This window comes from Streptomyces aureocirculatus, from assembly GCF_000720475.1.
Classification (GTDB): Bacteria; Actinomycetota; Actinomycetes; order Streptomycetales; family Streptomycetaceae; genus Streptomyces; species Streptomyces aureocirculatus.
Genome location: NZ_JOAP01000052.1, coordinates 24,013 through 42,963, shown reverse-complemented (window position 1 = coordinate 42,963; position 18,951 = coordinate 24,013). Strand labels below are relative to the sequence as shown.

The window sequence follows — 18,951 nt, the reverse complement described above, 5'->3', positions numbered from 1 at the left end:
GATGGAGCTGCGCGCGGGACAGGTCGCCGTCGTCACGGGCGCCGCGAGCGGCATCGGGCTCGCCCTCGCACGGCGGTTCGCGGCCGAAGGACTGGCCGTGGTGCTCGCCGACGTCGAGGACGGCGCCCTGGAGAAGGCGGCGGCCGGGCTGCGCGCGGGCGGGGCGGCGGTGCACGCGCGCGTGGTCGACGTCGGCGTGCGCGAACAGGTCGTCGCGCTGGCCGACGACGTGTACGACAGGTTCGGCGCCGTGCACGTCCTGTGCAACAACGCCGGAGTCGGCTCGGGCGCCGAGGGCCACCTGTGGGAGCACGACCCGAACGACTGGAAGTGGGCCTTCGAAGTCAACGTGTGGGGCGTCTTCCACGGCATCCAGGCGTTCGTCCCGCGGATGCTCGCGGGCGGCGACGAGGGCCACGTCGTCAACACCTCCTCCGGCGACGGCGGCATCGCTCCGCTGCCCACCGCGTCCGTGTACGCGGTCACCAAGGCGGCCGTCGTGACGATGACGGAGTCCCTGTACGCGCATCTGCGGGCGGAGCACGCGCGCGTGGGTGCCTCCGTGCTCTTCCCCGGGCCCCACATGCTGCGCACCGGCCTGTGGGAGTCGCACCGCAACCGCCCCGACCGGTACGCCAAGTCCCGGCCCCGCAGGACGCCCTACCGCAGCCTCGGCCAGTGGGAGACGGCGATGCGGGAGGCCGGGCACGAGGTGGACTTCACCCCGGTCGAGGAGGTCGCCGGGCACGTGGTGGACGGCATCCGCGCCGACCGCTTCTGGATGCTCCCCGAGAGCGAGAACAGCGACCGGCAGATCCGCGCGCGCTCCCGCTCGATGCTGGAGCGCGCCAACCCCTCGTACCTCGAAAGCTTCATCCTGGACTGAGAGTGGATTGCGAGTTGACGATGACGGCTCAGGACGACCGCGACCCGTACTTGATCATCTCCTCCGACTGCCACGCGGGCCTCCCCACCGAGGAGTACCGGCCTTATCTGGACGCCCGCTTCCACCGGGACTTCGAGGAGTTCCTCGCCGGGCGCGAGCGGCGCCGCGAGGAGATGACCCGGCTCGGCATCCGCAACGAGACCTTCGCCGCCAAGTGGTTCAGGGACAACGAGGAGGGCCTGCGAGGGGGCTGGGACCCCGGGCAGCGGCTGAAGGAGCTGGACGGCGACGGCGTGGCCGGGGAGGTCGTCTTCCCGGACGCCGACGCCGTGGACAGCGGGACCGCGGCACCCTTCGGCGTGGGGCTCGGCCTCTCCGGCGACCAGGACCCCGACCTCGGCATGGCGGGCGCGCGGGCGCACAACCGCTGGCTCGCCGAGTTCGTGTCCGAGCACCCCGAACGGCACTGCGGTGTCGCCCTGCTGCCCGTCACCGCCGAGGTCGACCGGGTGGTGGCCGAGGTGCACCGGGCCAAGGAGTCCGGGCTCGGCGCCCTGATGATCCCCTCCATGTGGGTCGACAAGGCGCCCTACCACGACCGGCGTTACGACCCCGTGTGGGCGGCGGCCGCCGAGTGCGCCATGCCCGTGCTCACCCACTCCGGAGCGGCGCCCCGGCACGAGTACGGCGACCACCTCGGGATCTACGTCTCCGAAGTGACCTGGTGGCCCGCGCGCCCACTGTGGTTCCTGCTCTGGTCCGGGGTCTTCGAACGGCATCCCGGACTCAGGTTCGGCGTCGCGGAGTCCGGCTGCTGGTGGCTGCCGAACCTGCTGTGGTTCATGGACCGGCTCTACTTGGGCGCGCACGGCGGCAAGAAGCTGTCGCCGTTCGCCGAGCTGAAGCGGCCGCCGCACGAGTACCTGGACCGGCAGATCTTCGTCTGCGCCACCAACACCAAGCGCCGGGAACTCGCCCAGCGCTACGAGATCGGCGTCGACAACATCCTGTGGGGCAGCGACTTCCCCCACCCCGAGGGCACCTGGCCCGACACCCGCACCTGGCTGCGGAAGACCTTCCATGACATCCCCGTGGCCGAGACCCGCCGGATGCTCGGCCTCGCCGCCGCCGAGGTCTTCGGCTTCGACACCGGCAGGCTCGCGCCGCTGGCCCGCCGCATCGGCCCGACCCCCGCCGACCTCGGCCAGTTGGGCGACCAGGAGGCCGTGGCGGCGTCCTGGGCGCGCTCGCGCGAGGTGGGCCGCCACTGGCTGACCGGCCACGACTTCCCGACGCTCGGGGTGACCCCATGACAGACATGACAGGCACAGACATGACAGGCACGGCAGGCATGACAGGCACGGCAGGCATGAAAGACGCCAGGGCGTACGCCGCGACCGACCGCTACACCGTCATCTCCGCCGACTGCCACGCCGGCGCCGACCTGCTCGACTACCGCCCGTATCTGGAACGGCGCCACCACGACGCCTTCGACGCCTGGGCCGCGACCTACGTCAATCCGTACGAGGACCTGCTCGCCGACACCGCCGACCGCAACTGGAACTCCGCGCGCAGGATCGCCGAGCTGGAGGCGGACGGCATCGTCGCGGAGGTCGTGTTCCCCAACACCATCCCGCCGTTCTTCCCCTCGGCGTCCCTGATGGCCCCGGCGCCGACCCGGGAGGAGTACGAGCGGCGCTGGGCGGGCCTGCGCGCCCACAACCGCTGGCTCGCGGACTTCTGCGCTGCCGCCCCCGGGCGCAGGGCCGGGGTCTTCCAGATCCTCCTCAACGACGTCGACGAGGCGGTGCGCGAGGTCCGCGGGGCGGTCGCCGCGGGCCTGACCGGCGGCGTCCTGGTCCCGGGCACACCGCCGGGATCGGGCCTTCCCGAGCTGTACTCGAAGACGTACGACCCGCTGTGGGCCGTCTGCGCGGAGCTCGGCGTGCCCGTGAACCACCACGCGGGCTCGGCGTCGCCGCCGCTCGGCGACGAGCCCGCCGCCCGCGCGGTGTTCATGGTCGAGACGACGTGGTTCTCACACCGGGCGCTGTGGCACCTGATGTTCGGCGGCGCGTTCCGGCGCCACCCGGAGCTCAAGCTCGTCCTCACCGAGCAGGGCTCGGGCTGGATCCCGGGTGTGCTCGCGATGCTGGACTACTACCACGAGCGGCTCGTCGCGGCCGTCTCCCGGCGGGACACCGCCGAGTCCAAGTTCGGCGCGGGCCTCGCCGAGGCCATGGGCAAGGGGCCGTCCGAGGTGTGGCGGGACAACTGCTACGTGGGCGCCAGCTTCATGCGGCCGCACGAGGCGGCGCTGCGCGACCGCGTCGGCCTCGACAAGATCATGTGGGGCAGCGACTACCCGCACGACGAGGGCACCCACCCCTACTCCCGCGAGGGCCTGCGCACCGCCTACGCGGGACTGCCGCGCGCGGAGATCGCCGCCATGGTCGGCGGCAACGCCGCCCGGGTGTACGGCTTCGACCTCGCCCTCCTCGACGAGGTCGCCGCCGAGGTCGGGCCGACGGTAGCGGAACTGGACGAGCCCCTGAAGGAGCCGCCCGCCGACGCGACGAGCCCGGTGTTCGCCCCGGGGGGTTCGGTCCGCGTCTGGTGAGCAACCGGGGCACACGGAGACCACAGGGAGCCCACGGGCAGTCCACGGGAGGCCGCGCGGCGCCGACCTGTTGGCGGAGACCACCAAAAATCCAGGGCGTACCCGCGGTAATACTTATCGGTAACAACCTCTGGCGGTGCGCCGAAGGCCGTTCTACGGTGCACGCATGTCCCCGAACCTGCCCGATGTCGTGCTGTGGTCCATCCCCGCTTTCGTGCTGCTCACGGTCATCGAGATCATCGGCCACCGGGTCCATCCCGACGAGGACGCCGCCGGGTACGAGACCAAGGACGCCGCCACCAGCGTCACCATGGGGCTCGGCAGTCTCGTCTTCGACTTCCTGTGGAAGATCCCCATCGTCGCGATCTACTCGGGCGTCTACGCGCTGACCCCGCTGCGCGTGCCCGTGCTGTGGTGGACGATCCCGCTGATGCTGCTCGCGCAGGACTTCTTCTACTACTGGTCGCACCGCGGTCACCACGTGATCCGCGTCCTGTGGGCCTGCCACGTGGTGCACCACTCCAGCGAGAAGTTCAACTTCACCACCGCGCTGCGCCAGCCCTGGACGAGCCTGACGGTGTGGCCGTTCTACCTGCCGCTCATCGCCCTCGGCGTGCACCCGGCGGCCCTCGCCTTCTGCTCGTCGGCCAACCTGGTCTACCAGTTCTGGATCCACACCGAACGCATCGGCAAGCTGCCCCGCCCCGTCGAGTACGTCTTCAACACGCCCTCGCACCACCGCGTGCACCACGCCTCCCAGGGCGGCTACCTGGACCGCAACTTCGGCGGCATCCTCATCGTCTGGGACCGGATGTTCGGCTCCTGGGTACCGGAGACGGACCGCCCGGTGTACGGCCTCACCAAGAACATCCACACCTACAACCCCCTGCGCGTGGCCACCCACGAGTACGTGGCGATAGCCCGCGACCTGAAGCAGGCCACTACGTGGCGCGAACGCGCGGGCAGGGTGTTCCGGGGCCCGGGCTGGCAGCCACAACAGCCTCCGGCCACGACGCCGACACCGGCCCCAACACCGGCCACGACGCCGACACCGGCCCCAACACCGGCCCCGGCATCGGCGCCGGTCGCGACACCGGCCCCGGAGAAGGTCGCGTGACCCCTGAGAAGCCACCGCCCCCGGCCCCCACCGCGGGCAGCGGCCCGGCTCCCACCTCCGCTCCCGCTGTGGGCACCGGCCCGGCTTCCGCTTCCGCCCCCGCTCCCGCTGTGGGCAATCGTTCCGCAGGGCGGATCCCGACCCTCAAAGGCAGCCCCCCGGCTCCGGGCACCGTTCTGTCGGCGTCCACCAGGTACCGCTACGGCACAGCAACCCTCATGGCGTTCGCCGTGGTCGCAATCGCCGACCTGGTCGCCCTCGCGGCCGGGTCGGACGCGGGCCACACCCTCCTCAAGCCCCTCCTCATGCCCCTGCTGGCCGCATACGTCACCCTCCGCCAGGGCCCCCGACTCCTCACCGCAGCCCTCCTCCTGGGCTGGGGAGGCGACACCCTCCTCCTGGCGGACGCCGACCCGGCCTTCCTCACCGGCATGGCATCCTTCGCGGCAGGCCACGTCTGCTACTTGACCCTGTTCCGCCGGTACGGCAACAGCACCCGCCCCCGCACCGCCTTCGTCGCGGCGGCATACGCCGGAGCCCTCGTTGTCACGGTGACGCTCCTGTGGCCCGACCTGCCCCCGGACATGTGCGTCCCGGTCGCGGGCTACAGCCTGCTCCTGACCGCCATGGCGTTCGGCGCGACCACGCTGGGCCGCACGGCGGCGGCGGGCGGCGCCTTGTTCCTCCTGTCGGACACCCTCATCGCCACCGACGTGGCCGACTGGCCGCAGGCACCCCGCCCCGACTTCTGGGTCATGCTGACCTACATCGCCGCCCAGGCACTCCTGACCAGAGCCGTCCTCACCAGCGGATCGGCAACGGCACGACGGTGAGCAGCGCCGACACCGCCACCACGAGGCCGAGCACGACCACCTCGGCACGCGCGGGCGCGTACGCGGTGGCCGCCCGTTTCGCCGCGGACCGGCCGAGCCGCCGCCGGGCGAGTAGGCCGTCTCCGTCAGTTGGTCCGCCACGGTGTCCGGCGGCATGCGGCGCAGGGTGCTGACGACGCCCGTGGCGGTGATCGCGGCGAACAGGACGGCGGCCACGCGCGCGTAGCGGGTCAACACGGCGGCCCCCGCCTCCGGAGCCCGCGTCCGCAGGCACCGCACCGTGCGCAGCGCGTACAGCAGACCACCCGCCCACAGAGCCGCGCAGGCCAGATGCACCAGGGTGAGGCCGGAGCCGATGAGCGGGAGGTCCTCCGTCGGCGGATGCGCGCGCAGCGCCTCCGCCACGATCACGGCGGCCAGCGGAAGGACGGCGCTGCCCGGGCGGCGCGAGCGCACCGAAGAGCGGGATCACCGCCGCGGCGGCCACAAGGACGAGGACGGCCACGGCCCGGCCGACCCCGGCCGGTTGGCGGTGCGCGTCCGCACCCGGACCCGGACCCGGACCCGGACCCGGACCCGGACCCGCACCCGCACCCGCACCCGAGCCTGCCTCACGGGGGCAAAGGTGAGGGGCCGGGCGGTCCGCACGCCGCCCGGCCCCGGTCCCTACGCGCGCGGGGGCACCCCGCCGCGCACGGCTTGCACGGGCTTACTTACGTACGGCGTCCAGCGCGTCGGCCATGCCCACGCCGTAGAAGCCGTTCTTGTTCCTGCCGCCCTCGCACACCGCGTCGACCTTGCCGTCACCGTCGATGTCGTACGGGTCGGTGCACGGCATCGCGTCGGCCTGCCGGTACAGCAGGGCCTTCACCCGGGCCGCGGAGGCCTTGGGGTGCGACGACTTGATGAGCGCGGCCACACCCGCGGCGTGCGGCGAGGCCATCGACGTACCCGCCTTGTAGCCGAACTTGTTGCCCGGAAGCGTCGACAGGATCAGTCCGCTGGTGGCGGGCGGCTGCGGCTTCTGGAAGGCCGTCGAGTCGCCGCCGGGGGCCGCGATGTCGATGACGCCCTTGCCGTAGTTCGAGAACGAGGACTTGATGTTCTTCGCGCCCGTGGACGACACGGTCACCACGCCCGGGAGCTGCGACGGCAGGTCGAGGCAGTCCGCCGTCCGGATCGTCCGCTTGACGGGGGTCGTGTCGTTCGGGCTCGACTCGTCGACGATCTCGTCCTGGGCGAGGTCCGTCTCCGCGTTGCCTGCCGCGGCGACGTTCACCGCGCCCTTGCGCTCCGCGTACTTCGAGGCCCGGCCGACCGCGTCGACCAGTGCCTTCTGGTCGGCGTCGGTACGGCAGTTGAACAGCCACGGGTCCGTGTAGTAGCTGCTGTTCGTGACGTCCACACCGTGGTCGGCCGCCCACATGAAGCCGCAGACGACGGCTTCCGTGTAGTACATGCCGGTCGCGGGCTCGGCCACCTTGAGGCTCGCGACCTTCACGCCCGGCGCGACACCGGTGATGCCGGTGCCGTTCTTCGCGGCGGCTATGGTGCCCGCCACGTGCATGCCGTGGTCGCTCTCCCGCGCCACCGGCCGCCACGCGTTGTCCTTCTGCGTGGGCACGCCGCCAAGACAGCTCGCGGACGCGCGCTTGTCGAAGTTCGGCGCGATGTCGGGGTGGGTGTCGTCGACGCCGGAGTCGAGGACGCCGACGGTGACCTTCGGGCTGCCGAGGGAGACCTTGTGGGCCTTGTCCGCCTTCATGACGGGCAGGTCCCACTGCAGCGGCTCAAGCTCGTCCTGCGCGCCCGCGGCCTTGCCCGCGGCGGCCTTCGCCTCCTTCACGGACAGCGGCCGCGCCTCGTCGATGTCGTCGCTGGTCTGCGCGGACAGTGGCGCCGTGCGGGTGGCACCGGCCGACTGCACGCCCTTGACCTTGCGGATCTGCCGCGCGAAGTCGGGGTTCGCGGAGTGCGCGACGATCACGCCGATCTTGTCGTACGAGATCACGACCTTGCCGCCGGCCTTGGCGATGGCCTTCTTGACGTACGCCGAAGCCCAGGAGCCGTGACCCGCGCGGAGGTTGACGACGTAACTCATCGACGAACCGTCGGCGGCCGCGGCCAGTACGCCGGCGCCGGTGCCCGCGGCCGCCGGAGCCGCGGGAGCGTCGGGCTGCGCAGAGGCCGTGCCGGGCAGGAAGGCGAGCGCGGACACCACCGCGACACCGAGGGGCAGGGCGAGCGCGCGCCGGGCGAGGGGAGTGTGGTGACTGGTCATCGGAGCCCTCACTTCTTGACGGCGTCGAGCGCGTCGACGATCCCGTGGCCGTAGAAGCCGTTCCTGTTCTTGCCGCCCTCGCAGACCGCGTCGACCTTGCCGTCGCCGTCCGGGTCATAGGGCTTCGTCGGGCAGCCGGGGTTGTCCGCCTGCCGCTTCAGCAGCCACTGGAGCGTGGCCGGGCCCGCCTTGGGGTGCGTGGACTTCAGCAGGGCCGCGACACCGGCCGCGTGCGGGGACGCCATGGACGTGCCCTGCAGCCACGCGTACTGGCCGCCCGGCATCGTGGAGAGGATGCCGCCGTCCTTGGAGGGCGTGTCCGTCGGCTTCTGGTAGCGCCGGTCACCGCCGGGGGCCGCGACGTCGACGACGCCGTTGCCGTACGTGGAGTAGTAGGACTTGGCGTCGTATACGCCCGTCGCGCTGACCGTGACCACGCCCGGGAGCTGGGTGGGCACGTCGAGGCACTGGTGCGGGTCGATGGTGCGCTCGACCGGGGTGGAGTCGTCGGGGCTCGAATCGTCGACGATCGCGTCCGCGTCCAGGTCGTGGTTGGAGTTGCCCGCGGAGGCGATGTTCAGGGTGCCCTTGCGCTGGGCGTAGAGCTGGGCGCGGTTGACCGCGTCGAGGATGGCCCGCTGGTCCGGGTCGTCCTTGCAGTTGTACAGCCACGGGTCCACGTAGTAGCTGTTGTTGGTGATCTCGATGCCCTTGTCGGCGGCGAACACGAAGGCGCAGACCACGCTCTCCGGGTAGAACAGCTCGCTGACCGGGTCGGCCACCTTGATGCCCGCGACCTTCACGCCCGGCGCGACGCCCGCGACGCCGACGTCGTTGCGGGCCGCGGCTATCTCGCCCGCCACGTGCGTGCCGTGGTAGTGGTCCGGCTTCGTGGGACGCCAGGCGCCCGCCGAGGTGTCGGCCTTGCCGCCGACGCAGCTCGCGGACTGCGAGGCCGAGAAGTTGGGCGCGAGGTCGGGGTGGGTGTCGTCCACACCGGTGTCGATGACGCCGACGGTGACCTTCTTGCTGCCCGGGTTGATCTTCGCCGCCTTGTCGGCGCCGATGGAGCGCAGATCCCACTGGTCGGCCTCAAGCGGCTCCTGGGCGGGAGCGCCGCCCCGGCCCGCCGCGGCCCGCTGCTGGAGCGCCTTGGCCTTCTCCTTCGACAGGAAGGTCGGTGGTCCCTCCTGCGTGGTGGCGGCCGGGGTGAGCGGCGTGGTGCGGGTGGCGCCCGCGGACTGCACACCGCGTACGTCACGCAGTTGCCTGCCGAAGTCGGGGTTGGCCGAGTGGGCGACTATCACGCCTATCTTCGCGTACGTGACGACGACCGTGCCGTCGGCCTTGGCTATCGCGCGCTTCACGGCGGCAATGGTCCTGGCGTCCGTGCGGGTGTTCACGACGTACGCGAGCTCGCCGGCCGCGGGGGCTTCGGCGTTCCCGGCCCGGGCGCCGGCGGAGCCGGGGGAGTCGAGCGGGGCTGCGGTCGCGACGCCGGGCGCGAAGCCGACCGCCGCGGCGAGCACGACACCGAGCGGCAGGGCGAGTGCCAGGCGTCTGGAGCGCGACGTGCGCGAAGAGCGCAGATGAGCCATGGGATCTCCACATCATCCGGGTACGGAACTGCCCGAACACAGGTGGTGCTCGGGCAGGTGCATGACGAGTGGTGCAGGGCGAAGCTATCCCCCGAACTCCCAGGCCAGCAATGGGTTGCCGAAGAAAGCGGGAAAAGGGTGAGTTCGGCCGCTTCGGGCATGTCGCCACGGCGTTGAACAGGGCACAGAAGCAACATCAACCCCCTGTCGGATCCCGTCCCGTGCGCCTAGCATCACCAACCGCGGCCACGTGATCCGCATCACTCGCACGGCTTTCGAGAGCAGAGAACGCAGACCTCCATGGACCGCACCGCTTCCGTCCCCACCGCCCCCGCACCACGAGGAGACTCCGTGGCCACCGACGCACCGCCACCACCGAAGGGCGGCCCCGAACCCGAACCCACACGCCGTACCCCCTCCACGGCGGAGTTCGTCGAGGTGCAGCAGAGCGCGGAGTTCGGTGAACTGCGCGCCGCCCACCGCTCGTTCGCGTTCCCTCTCACCATCGCCTTCATCACCTGGTACCTGCTGTACGTGCTGCTGTCGATCTACGCGGGCGGCTTCATGGACGCCAAGCTGGTCGGCAACGTCAACGTCGCCCTGGTGCTCGGTCTCGCCCAGTTCCTGACCACGTTCCTCATCGCCTGGTGGTACTCCCGGCACGCCGCGACGAAGCTCGACCCCAAGGCAGAAGCGATCAAGTCCCGGATGGAGGGCGGCGCGTGAGCACCCTGAGCGTCCACACGGCCCAGGGCACCGTCCTGGCAGCCAACGAGGCCAGCGAGCACCGGCCGCTGATCATCACACTCTTCGCCGTCTTCGTCGTCGCCACCCTCGTCATCACCGTCTGGGCGGGCCGGCAGACCAAGAGCGCCGCCGACTTCTACGCGGGCGGCCGCCAGTTCACCGGCTTCCAGAACGGCCTCGCCGTCTCCGGCGACTACATGTCCGCCGCGTCCTTCCTCGGCATCGCGGGCGCCATCGCCCTGTTCGGCTACGACGGGTTCCTGTACTCCATCGGCTTCCTGGTGGCCTGGCTCGTGGCGCTGCTCCTCGTGGCCGAGCCGCTGCGCAACTCCGGGCGCTACACCATGGGCGACGTCCTCGCCTACCGCATGCGCCAGCGCCCCGTGCGCACCGCCGCCGGCACCTCCACCATCGTCGTGTCGATCTTCTACCTGCTCGCACAGATGGCGGGCGCGGGCGTCCTCGTCTCGCTGCTCCTCGGCATCACCAGCGATGCGGGCAAGGTCGGCATCGTCGCCCTCGTCGGTGTCCTGATGATCGTGTACGTGACCATCGGCGGCATGAAGGGCACCACCTGGGTGCAGATGGTCAAGGCCGTCCTGCTGATCGCGGGCGCGCTCCTGCTGACCTTCCTGGTGCTCCTGAAGTTCGACTTCAACATCTCCGACCTGCTCGGCACCGCCGCCGAGAAGAGCGGCAAGGGCGCCCCGTTCCTGGAGCCCGGCCTGAAGTACGGCGTGTCCGACACCTCCAAGCTCGACTTCATCTCGCTCGGCGTCGCCCTGGTCCTCGGCACCGCGGGCCTGCCGCACATCCTCATCCGCTTCTACACGGTGCCCACGGCCAAGGCCGCCCGGAAGTCCGTGAACTGGGCCATCGGCATCATCGGCGCCTTCTACCTGATGACGATCGCCCTCGGCTTCGGCGCCGCCGCCCTGATCTCACCCAAGGAGATCACCGATTCCAACCCGGCGGGCAACACCGCGGCGCCGCTGCTCGCGCTCCATCTGGGCGGCCTCGACTCCACCTGGGGCGCGATCCTGCTCGCCACGATCTCCGCCGTCGCGTTCGCCACCATCCTCGCCGTCGTCGCTGGCCTCACCCTCGCCTCGTCCTCGTCGTTCGCGCACGACATCTACGCCAACGTCATCAAGAAGGGCGAAGCGAGCGAGAAGGAGGAGATCAAGGCAGCCCGCTGGGCCACCGTCCTCATCGGCCTGGTCTCCATCGCCCTCGGCGCCCTCGCCCGCGACCTGAACGTGGCGGGCCTGGTGGCCCTCGCCTTCGCCGTCGCCGCCTCCGCGAACCTGCCGACGATCCTCTACAGCCTGTTCTGGAAGCGGTTCACCACCCAGGGCGCCCTGTGGTCGATCTACGGCGGGCTCACCACCGCCGTCGTCCTGGTCCTCTTCTCGCCCGTCGTCTCCGGCAACGAGAAGACGTCCATGTTCAAGGGCGTCGACTTCCACTGGTTCCCACTGGAGAACCCGGGCCTGATCTCCATCCCGGTCGGCTTCCTGCTCGGCTGGCTCGGCACCCTCCTTTCCAAGGAGGAGCCGGACAAGGAGAAGTACGCGGAACTCGAAGTCAGGTCCCTGACCGGCACCGGAGCCCACTGACCCGGCCGAAGGGGGAGGCCCGCACCCGGCTTCTCGGAGGCCCGCACCCGGCCGCGCCGCGGAGATCGTTGTAGCTCTCTACGACGCGGCCGGGCCGCTCCTGGCGGATCAGGCCCTTTCGATGTCACAGCCGTCACGTAGGCTCAGGTGTGTGAAGGGCGTACAGACGCCGCACTGCCGATCCGGACCGGGGAGGGGGCCCACGTGCTCATCGACACGTATGGCCGAGTGGCCACCGATCTGCGGGTTTCGCTGACCGACCGCTGCAACCTGCGGTGCACGTACTGCATGCCGGAAGAAGGCCTGCAGTGGCTGGCCAAACCGGACCTGCTCACGGACGACGAGATCGTCCGTCTCATCCGCATCGCCGTGACCGAACTCGGCATCGAGGAAGTCCGCTTCACCGGCGGCGAGCCGCTGCTCCGCCCCGGCCTCGTCTCCATCGTCGAGCGCTGCGCGGCCCTCGAACCGCGCCCCAAGATGTCCCTGACGACCAACGGCATCGGCCTCAAGCGCACCGCCAAGGCCCTGAAGGCCGCGGGCCTGGACCGGGTCAACGTCTCCCTGGACACCCTGCGCCCCGACGTCTTCAAGACCCTCACCCGCCGCGACCGGCACCGCGACGTCCTCGAAGGCCTGGAAGCCGCCCGCGACGCGGGCCTCACCCCCGTCAAGGTCAACACGGTCCTGATGCCGGGCCTGAACGACGACGAGGCCCCCGACCTGCTCGCCTGGGCCGTCGAGAACGACTACGAACTCCGCTTCATCGAGCAGATGCCCCTGGACGCCCAGCACGGCTGGAAGCGCGACGGGATGATAACCGCCGGTGACATCCTGGCCTCGCTCCGCACCCGCTTCGACCTCACCGAAGAGGGCTCCGAGCGGCGCGGCTCCGCCCCGGCCGAGCGCTGGGTCGTCGACGGCGGCCCGCATCGCGTCGGCGTCATCGCCTCCGTCACGCGCCCGTTCTGTGCCGCCTGCGACCGCACCCGGCTCACCGCCGACGGCCAGGTGCGCACCTGTCTGTTCGCCAGGGAGGAGACCGACCTCAGGGCGGCGCTGCGGGCCGCCCCCGAGGACGCCGCCAAGGGCTCCGACGCGGCCGCGGACGCTGAGATCGCCCGCGTCTGGCGCCTCGCGATGTGGGGCAAGAAGGCAGGCTCCGGCCTCGACGACCCGACGTTCCTGCAGCCCGACCGCCCGATGTCCGCGATCGGCGGCTAGCGGGGGAGGGGGAGGGAACCGGCTAGGGGGCCGACTCCCACTCGGCGAGCGGCACGACGTCCTTCAAGAACCCGCGTACACCGAGGAATTGGGACAGATGCTCCCGGTGCTCGTCACAGGCGAGCCACGTCTTGCGCCGGTCCGGCGTATGGATCTTGGGGTTGTTCCAGGCGAGCACCCACTGCGCGGCGGTGCGGCAGCCCTTGGCGGAACAGATCGGTGTCTCGTCGCTCACGTTCTCATCCCAAACAAGGCGACGCCGAGCAGCCACGGGGGGAGCTGCCCGGCGTCGGTCTGTCGCTCCGACGGGGGATGCGGAGCGCGTACGAAGTATGTCACGGGGAACCGGCCGCCTGGCACTGGAACAACATGATTGATCTGAGCTTTTCTTGAGCTTGGCGTAACGTCGACGGTCAGCTCTGTTCGTGTGACGGTGTGTCCCGCTTGTCGTACCGGGCTCCGGCCGGGTCTTCCGAGGCGGCTTCCGCGGCCCGCTCGCGGGGTGCCGTCGGGGGCAGCATCGGCCGCGACGGTGCCGGTACGAAGGTTGACGGCAGCGAGGGAGCGTTCTCCCGGCCCGCGTTGGCGATCACTACGGCGACGTACGGCAGGAGGATTCCGAGCACCAGCGCGACCACAGCGACATGCCGCTCCACGTTCCAGAGCACCGCGGCGGCAATGACCGAAACAGTGCGGACCGACATGGAGATCACATACCGTCGCTGCCGGCCCCGGACGTCGTCCGCGAGGCCCTGCCTCGCCCCTGTGATCCGGAAGACCTGGGCGCTGCTCCGGTTCCGCATCACGTTCCACCGCCTGCCGCTCTGCCAGGCGCTCCCCGGCCTGGACGCCCCTCCACGTTACGCCCCGCCTGCGCAGACGCGTAGGCCGGGGGGCGGGTCAGCTCCCGGTAAAGACTGCGTCGCGCCACGTATGGACCGCCCGACATGCGCCGTATGGCGGATGGACCGACACTGAGCGTAATGCTCATGTCGAGCCGTCTGAGGAGGCAGCTATGGGCTGGTTGTGGGCGATCATCGTGGGATTCGTGCTTGGCCTCATCGCCAAGGCGATTCTCCCGGGCAAGCAGCACAGTCCACTGTGGCTGACGACCATCTTCGGCATCATCGGCGCCGTACTCGGCAACTGGATGGCTGCCGGTTTCGGTATCGACGAGACCAAAGGCATCGACTGGGGGCGGCATGCCCTGCAGTTGGTCGCAGCACTGGTGGTAGTGGGACTCGGGGACGCCGCCTACAAGATGATCAAGGGGAACAGACAGCGCACCTGACCAGCGGGCCCATGAATGAGGGGCCGGTCCACCGGACCGGCCCCTCATCACCCGCGTACGTGGTGCGCGGCGCCTGTGTACGGGTGCGCGGCACCTTCGTGCAGGGGCGCGACGCCTGCGTGCAGGGGCGCGACGCCCGGCGTCAGGCGGTGACCTCGACCGCGGCGAGGTTCTTCTTGCCCCGGCGAAGGACGAGCCAGCGCCCGTGCAGGAGGTCCTCGTGGGCCGGCACGGCGTCCTCGGCGGCGACCTTCACGTTGTTCACGTAGGCACCGCCCTCCTTGACCGTGCGGCGCGCGGCCGACTTGCTCGCCACCAGACCGACCTCCGCGAACAGGTCCACGGCCGGGCCGAGCTCGGCGACCCGGACGTGCGGCAGCTCGGAGAGCGCCGCCGCGAGCGTCGCCGCGTCGAGATCTCCGAGGTCACCCTGGCCGAACAGCGCCTTCGACGCGGCGATCACGGCCGCGCACTGGTCGGCGCCGTGCACAAGGGTGGTCAGCTCCTCGGCGAGGGCACGCTGCGCCGCCCGCGCCTGCGGCCGCTCCTCGGTCTGCCGCTCAAGATCCTCAAGTTCCTCGCGGGACTTGAAGCTGAGGATGCGCTGGTACGTCGTGATGTCCCGGTCGTCCACGTTCAGCCAGAACTGGTAGAACGCGTACGGCGTCGTCATCTCGGGGTCCAGCCAGACGGCGCCGCCCTCGGTCTTGCCGAACTTGGTGCCGTCCGCCTTGGTCATCAGGGGCGTCGCGAGCGCGTGCACGGTCGCGTCCGGCTCCAGGCGGTGGATCAGGTCGATGCCCGCGGTGAGGTTGCCCCACTGGTCGCTGCCGCCCTGCTGGAGGGTGCAGCCGTGGCGCCGGTAGAGCTCCAGGAAGTCCATGCCCTGGAGCAGTTGGTAGCTGAACTCCGTGTAGCTGATGCCCTCCTGCGACTCCAGGCGCCGGGCGACGGAGTCCTTGGTGAGCATCTTGTTCACCCGGAAGTGCTTGCCGATGTCACGCAGGAACTCGATCGCGGACATCCCCGCGGTCCAGTCCAGGTTGTTGACCATGACCGCGGCGTTCTCGCCCTCGAAGGACAGGAAGGGCTCGATCTGGGTGCGCAGCCGCGACACCCAGTTCGCGACCGTCTCCGGGTCGTTCAGGGTGCGCTCCGCGGTCGGCCGCGGGTCGCCGATCTGGCCCGTGGCGCCGCCCACCAGCGCGAGCGGGCGGTGGCCCGCCTGCTGCAGGCGGCGCACGGTCAGGACCTGCACCAGATGTCCGACGTGCAGGCTCGCCGCGGTCGGGTCGAAGCCGCAATAGAACGTGACGGGACCGTCCGCGAGCGCCTTGCGCAGTGCTTCTTCGTCGGTGGACTGGGAAAACAGTCCCCGCCACTTCAGCTCGTCGACGATGTCCGTCACGGGTCTCTTGTCTCCTTGGGTGTGCTTGAACCGTGCACCTCGGGGGTGCGGTGTCCGGGGATCGCGCACCCCGGGGTGCGGTCTCCGAAGACCGTGCACCTCGGGTGCGGTCTACGAGGTTATACGCCCTGGCTGACCGAACTCATGTTGAAGTCCGGCACCCGCAGCGCGGGCATCGCCGCCCGGGTGAACCAGTCGCCCCACTCGCGCGGCAGCGTCTTCTCCGTACGCCCGGCTTCGGAGGCCCGCGACAGCAGGTCCACCGGCGACTCGTTGAAGCGGAAGTTGTTCACCTCGCCGACCACCTCGCCGTTCTCGACCAGATAGACGCCGTCCCTGGTCAGGCCGGTCAGCAGCAGCGTCGCCGGGTCCACCTCGCGGATGTACCAGAGGCAGGTGAGCAGCAGACCGCGCTCGGTGGCCGCGACCATCTCATCGAGGGAGCGGTCCGTGCCGCCGTCCAGGATCAGGTTGCCGATCGCCGGAGCCACCGGCAGGCCCGTCAGCTTCGCGCTGTGCCGGGTCGTGATCAGCCGGGCGAGATCGCCCTCGCGCAGCCAGTCGGTGGGCTCCAGGGGCAGCCCGTTGTCGAACACCGACGCGTCGTCGCCGGAGGCGTGCGCGATCACGAAGGGCGCCGCCTCCAGGCCCGGCTCGTACGGGTCGCTGCGCAGCGTCAGCGGGAGCCGCGCGAGCCGGTCGCCGACCCGGGTGCCGCCGCCCGGCTTGGAGAACACCGTGCGGCCCTCCACCGCGTCCCGCCCCGAGGACGACCAGAACTGGTAGATGAGCAGGTCCGCCACGGCCGTCGGCGGGAGCAGCGTCTCGTACCGCCCGGCGGGCAGCTCCACCCGGCGCTCCGCCCACGCGAGGCGCCGCGCGAGCTCCTCGTCAAGGACGCCGGGGTCGACGTCCTTGAAGTCCCGGGTCGCCCGGCCCGCCCACGCGGAGCGGGTCCGGTCCGGCGACTTCGCGTTCAGTTCGAGGGTGCCGTTCGGCTGGTCGTGGCGCAGCCGAAGCCCGGTCGACGTACCGACGTAGGTGGAGGTCAGCTCGTGGTTGGCGAAGCCGTACAGCTCACGGCCGCCCGCGCGGGCGAGCGCGAAGGCCTCGCCGAGCGCCGGTGCGAAGTCCGCGAAGACCGCCGAGGAGGTCTCGGCGGGCGCGTCCGTGAAGTCCGACGACGCCGTGCCGCCGGTGATCAGCGGCTGCGCGTCCTCCGCGGGCCCGGCCGCGCGCGCCGCCGCCTCTGCGGCCCGCACGAGCGGTTCGAGATCGTCCGCGGTCACCGCGGAGCGCGAGACGACACCGGAGGCGGTGCCCTCCTTGCCGTCGACCGTGGCGACGACCGTGAGGGTGCGGCCGCGGGTGACGCCGTTGGTGGTCAGGGCGTTGCCCGCCCAGCGCAGATTGGCCGTCGACTGCTCGTCGGCGATCACCACGCAGCCGTCCGCGGTGGAGAGCTCCAGGGCACGCTCGACGATCTCGTGGGGCCGCGACGTCCCGGCCGTGCCGTTCCTGCCGTTCGTACGGGAACTCATCGCCCGGCCTCCTGCGTGGTGTTCAGAATGTTGACGCTGGTGAAAAGGGCGGAGGGGCAGCCGTGGGACACGGACGCGACCTGGCCCGGCTGGGCCTTGCCGCAGTTGAAGGCGCCGCCGAGGACATAGGTCTCAGGCCCGCCGACCGCCGTCATCGAGCCCCAGAAGTCGGTGGTCGTGGCCTGGTACGCGACATCGCGGAGCTGGCCCGTGAGCCGCCCGTTCTCGATCTTGTAGAAGCGCTGGCCCGTGAATTGGAAGTTGTAGCGCTGCATGTCGATCGACCAGGACCGGTCGCCGACCACGTAGATGCCCCGGTCCACGCCGCTGATCAGGTCCTCCGTGGAGAGGCCCGCGGGGTCCGGCCGCAGCGAGACGTTCGCCATCCGCTGCACGGGGACATGCCCGGGGGAGTCCGCGTACGCGCAGCCGTTGGACCGCTCGAAGCCGGTGAGCTTCGCGATGCGGCGGTCGAGCTGATAGCCGACGAGCGTGCCGTCCTTGACCAGGTCCCAGGACTGCGCGGCCACGCCCTCGTCGTCGTACCCGACGGTGGCGAGGCCGTGCTCGGCCGTGCGGTCGCCCGTCACGTTCATCAGCGACGAGCCGTACGCGAGCTTGCCGAGCTGGTCGAAGGTCGCGAAGGAGGTGCCCGCGTACGCCGCCTCGTAGCCGAGGGCACGGTCGAGCTCGGTGGCGTGGCCGATGGACTCGTGGATGGTCAGCCACAGGTTCGAGGGGTCGACCACCAGGTCGTAGCGGCCCGCCTCGACGCTCGGCGCTCGCATCTTTTCGGCCAACTGTTCCGGAATGCGGTCCAGTTCGCCCTGCCAGTCCCAGGTGGTCCCCGTGAGGTACTCCCAGCCCCTGCCGGCCGGTGGCGCCAGGGTGCGCATGGAGTCGAATTCGCCACTGGACTCGTCGACGGCGACGGCCGTCAGTTGCGGATGCAGGCGCACCCGCTGCTGCGTGGTCACCGTGCCCGCCGTGTCCGCGTAGAACTTGTTCTCGTGCACGGTGAGCAGTGAGGCGTCGACGTGCGCGACCCCCTCGGCGGCGAGGAGGCGGCCGCTCCACTCCGCGAGCAGTCCCGTCTTCTCCTCGTCCGGCACGGAGAACGGGTCGATCTCGTACGAGGACACCCACGTCCTGTCCGCGTGCACCGGCTCGGCCGCGAGCTCCACCCGCCCGCCCGTCTCCCGCCACCGCCCTTCCAGGGATGCGCTTCGCGCGCCCCCCTGACCGGACCCCGCTGCCTTGATCACCTGCGCGGACAGCTTGGCCATCGCCACGGCCTGGGACGCGACCCGCGCCGCCGCGTCCATCGTCAGGTCCACGCCGGAGGCGAATCCCCATGTCCCGCCGTGCACCACCCGCACCGCGTACCCCAGGTCGGTGGTGTCGGAGGACGCGGCGGGGCGGGCGTCCCGCAGCCGCCAGGCCGCGCTGCGCACCCGCTCCAGGCGGAAGTCCGCGTGCTCGGCGCCCAGCGCACGCGCGCGGGCGAGCGCGGCGTCGGCGAGGGCCCTCAGCGGCAGCGCCGTGAAGGCGGAATCGATCGAATGAGGCACGGAATGTCTCCCTGCTGTCACCTGTGGTGGGCACCGGTGTCATCTGCGGTGGCACCGGCCTGTCGGCGTCGGCCCTGGTACGCGGCCGCCTCCGGCCCCGGCCCACGGCCGCCTCCCGGCACCGGTCACGTCCGATCATCGCGTGCGGACCGGCCGCCGGGCCACACCTTTGCCCGCCGCCCGCCCCCGACTTTCTGTAGGGATCCCACAGGGAG

At 71.0% G+C, this 18,951-nt stretch carries 16 protein-coding genes and 1 pseudogene; 9 read left to right on the top strand and 8 right to left on the bottom strand.

Going from position 1 to position 18,951, the window contains the following annotated elements:
- Position 1 precedes the first annotated feature (1 nt).
- The 5 genes from IG78_RS0134655 to IG78_RS0134635 all read left to right on the top strand — a co-directional run bounded on the left by IG78_RS0134655 (position 2) and on the right by IG78_RS0134635 (position 5,456).
- Complete coding sequence (locus tag IG78_RS0134655; RefSeq protein ID WP_030571344.1) at positions 2–886, top strand: SDR family NAD(P)-dependent oxidoreductase; 885 nt, start codon at positions 2–4, stop codon at positions 884–886.
- Between the two features lie 20 nt (positions 887–906).
- On the top strand, positions 907–2,199 hold the full coding sequence (locus IG78_RS0134650) for an amidohydrolase family protein (protein WP_030571342.1): 1,293 nt from the start codon (positions 907–909) through the stop codon (positions 2,197–2,199).
- Between the two features lie 56 nt (positions 2,200–2,255).
- Complete coding sequence (locus IG78_RS0134645; protein ID WP_030571340.1) at positions 2,256–3,506, top strand: amidohydrolase family protein; 1,251 nt, start codon at positions 2,256–2,258, stop codon at positions 3,504–3,506.
- Positions 3,507–3,672: 166 nt separating this feature from the next.
- Positions 3,673–4,623, top strand: a complete 951-nt coding sequence (locus tag IG78_RS0134640) for a sterol desaturase family protein (protein WP_030571336.1) — start codon at positions 3,673–3,675, stop codon at positions 4,621–4,623.
- 218 nt (positions 4,624–4,841) lie between these two features.
- The gene (locus IG78_RS0134635) at positions 4,842–5,456 is read left to right on the top strand and encodes a lysoplasmalogenase (RefSeq protein ID WP_030571333.1); all 615 of its coding nucleotides are present in this window, start codon (positions 4,842–4,844) and stop codon (positions 5,454–5,456) included.
- Here IG78_RS0134635 and IG78_RS51845 read toward each other — a convergent pair.
- The 3 genes and pseudogenes from IG78_RS51845 to IG78_RS0134625 all read right to left on the bottom strand — a co-directional run.
- Positions 5,425–5,906, bottom strand: a pseudogene (locus tag IG78_RS51845) (hypothetical protein); the annotation flags it as partial. The gene IG78_RS0134635 and the pseudogene IG78_RS51845 sit on opposite strands and share 32 nt — an antisense overlap.
- A gap of 259 nt (positions 5,907–6,165) precedes the next feature.
- Positions 6,166–7,737, bottom strand: coding sequence for a S8 family peptidase (locus IG78_RS0134630; RefSeq protein WP_030571331.1), 1,572 nt, complete (start codon positions 7,735–7,737; stop codon positions 6,166–6,168).
- 8 nt (positions 7,738–7,745) lie between these two features.
- Positions 7,746–9,335, bottom strand: coding sequence for a S8 family peptidase (locus tag IG78_RS0134625; RefSeq protein ID WP_030571328.1), 1,590 nt, complete (start codon positions 9,333–9,335; stop codon positions 7,746–7,748).
- 351 nt (positions 9,336–9,686) lie between these two features.
- On the opposite strand from IG78_RS0134625, the gene IG78_RS0134620 reads away from it, so the two are divergent.
- The 3 genes from IG78_RS0134620 (at position 9,687) to moaA (ending at position 12,925) form a co-directional block, all read left to right on the top strand.
- Complete coding sequence (locus IG78_RS0134620; RefSeq protein ID WP_030571323.1) at positions 9,687–10,061, top strand: DUF485 domain-containing protein; 375 nt, start codon at positions 9,687–9,689, stop codon at positions 10,059–10,061.
- The gene (locus IG78_RS0134615; protein WP_225882336.1) at positions 10,058–11,701 is read left to right on the top strand and encodes a solute symporter family protein; all 1,644 of its coding nucleotides are present in this window, start codon (positions 10,058–10,060) and stop codon (positions 11,699–11,701) included. The genes IG78_RS0134620 and IG78_RS0134615 overlap by 4 nt, the downstream gene beginning before the upstream one ends.
- A 204-nt stretch (positions 11,702–11,905) precedes the next feature.
- On the top strand, positions 11,906–12,925 hold the full coding sequence (gene moaA / locus IG78_RS0134610) for a GTP 3',8-cyclase MoaA (protein ID WP_030571317.1): 1,020 nt from the start codon (positions 11,906–11,908) through the stop codon (positions 12,923–12,925).
- A gap of 22 nt (positions 12,926–12,947) precedes the next feature.
- On the opposite strand, the gene IG78_RS0134605 is transcribed toward moaA, so the two are convergent.
- Entirely contained in the window at positions 12,948–13,160 is a 213-nt protein-coding gene (locus IG78_RS0134605) for a hypothetical protein (RefSeq protein WP_030571314.1), read from the bottom strand.
- Positions 13,161–13,338: 178 nt separating this feature from the next.
- A complete protein-coding gene (locus tag IG78_RS0134600; protein WP_051853206.1) occupies positions 13,339–13,728 on the bottom strand; it encodes a DUF3099 domain-containing protein in 390 nt (129 codons plus the stop codon).
- A 212-nt stretch (positions 13,729–13,940) separates the two neighbouring features.
- Here IG78_RS0134600 and IG78_RS0134595 point away from each other — a divergent pair, with 212 nt between their 5' ends.
- A complete protein-coding gene (locus IG78_RS0134595; RefSeq protein ID WP_030571307.1) occupies positions 13,941–14,216 on the top strand; it encodes a GlsB/YeaQ/YmgE family stress response membrane protein in 276 nt (91 codons plus the stop codon).
- Between the two features lie 142 nt (positions 14,217–14,358).
- Here IG78_RS0134595 and tyrS read toward each other — a convergent pair whose 3' ends face one another.
- The 3 genes from tyrS to IG78_RS0134580 form a co-directional block, all read right to left on the bottom strand.
- On the bottom strand, positions 14,359–15,624 hold the full coding sequence (tyrS, locus tag IG78_RS0134590; RefSeq protein WP_030571305.1) for a tyrosine--tRNA ligase: 1,266 nt from the start codon (positions 15,622–15,624) through the stop codon (positions 14,359–14,361).
- 119 nt (positions 15,625–15,743) lie between these two features.
- Complete coding sequence (locus tag IG78_RS0134585) at positions 15,744–17,165, bottom strand: metallopeptidase TldD-related protein (protein WP_051853204.1); 1,422 nt, start codon at positions 17,163–17,165, stop codon at positions 15,744–15,746.
- Positions 17,162–18,736, bottom strand: coding sequence for a TldD/PmbA family protein (locus tag IG78_RS0134580; RefSeq protein WP_030571299.1), 1,575 nt, complete (start codon positions 18,734–18,736; stop codon positions 17,162–17,164). The genes IG78_RS0134585 and IG78_RS0134580 overlap by 4 nt, the downstream gene beginning before the upstream one ends.
- Positions 18,737–18,951 lie beyond the last annotated feature (215 nt).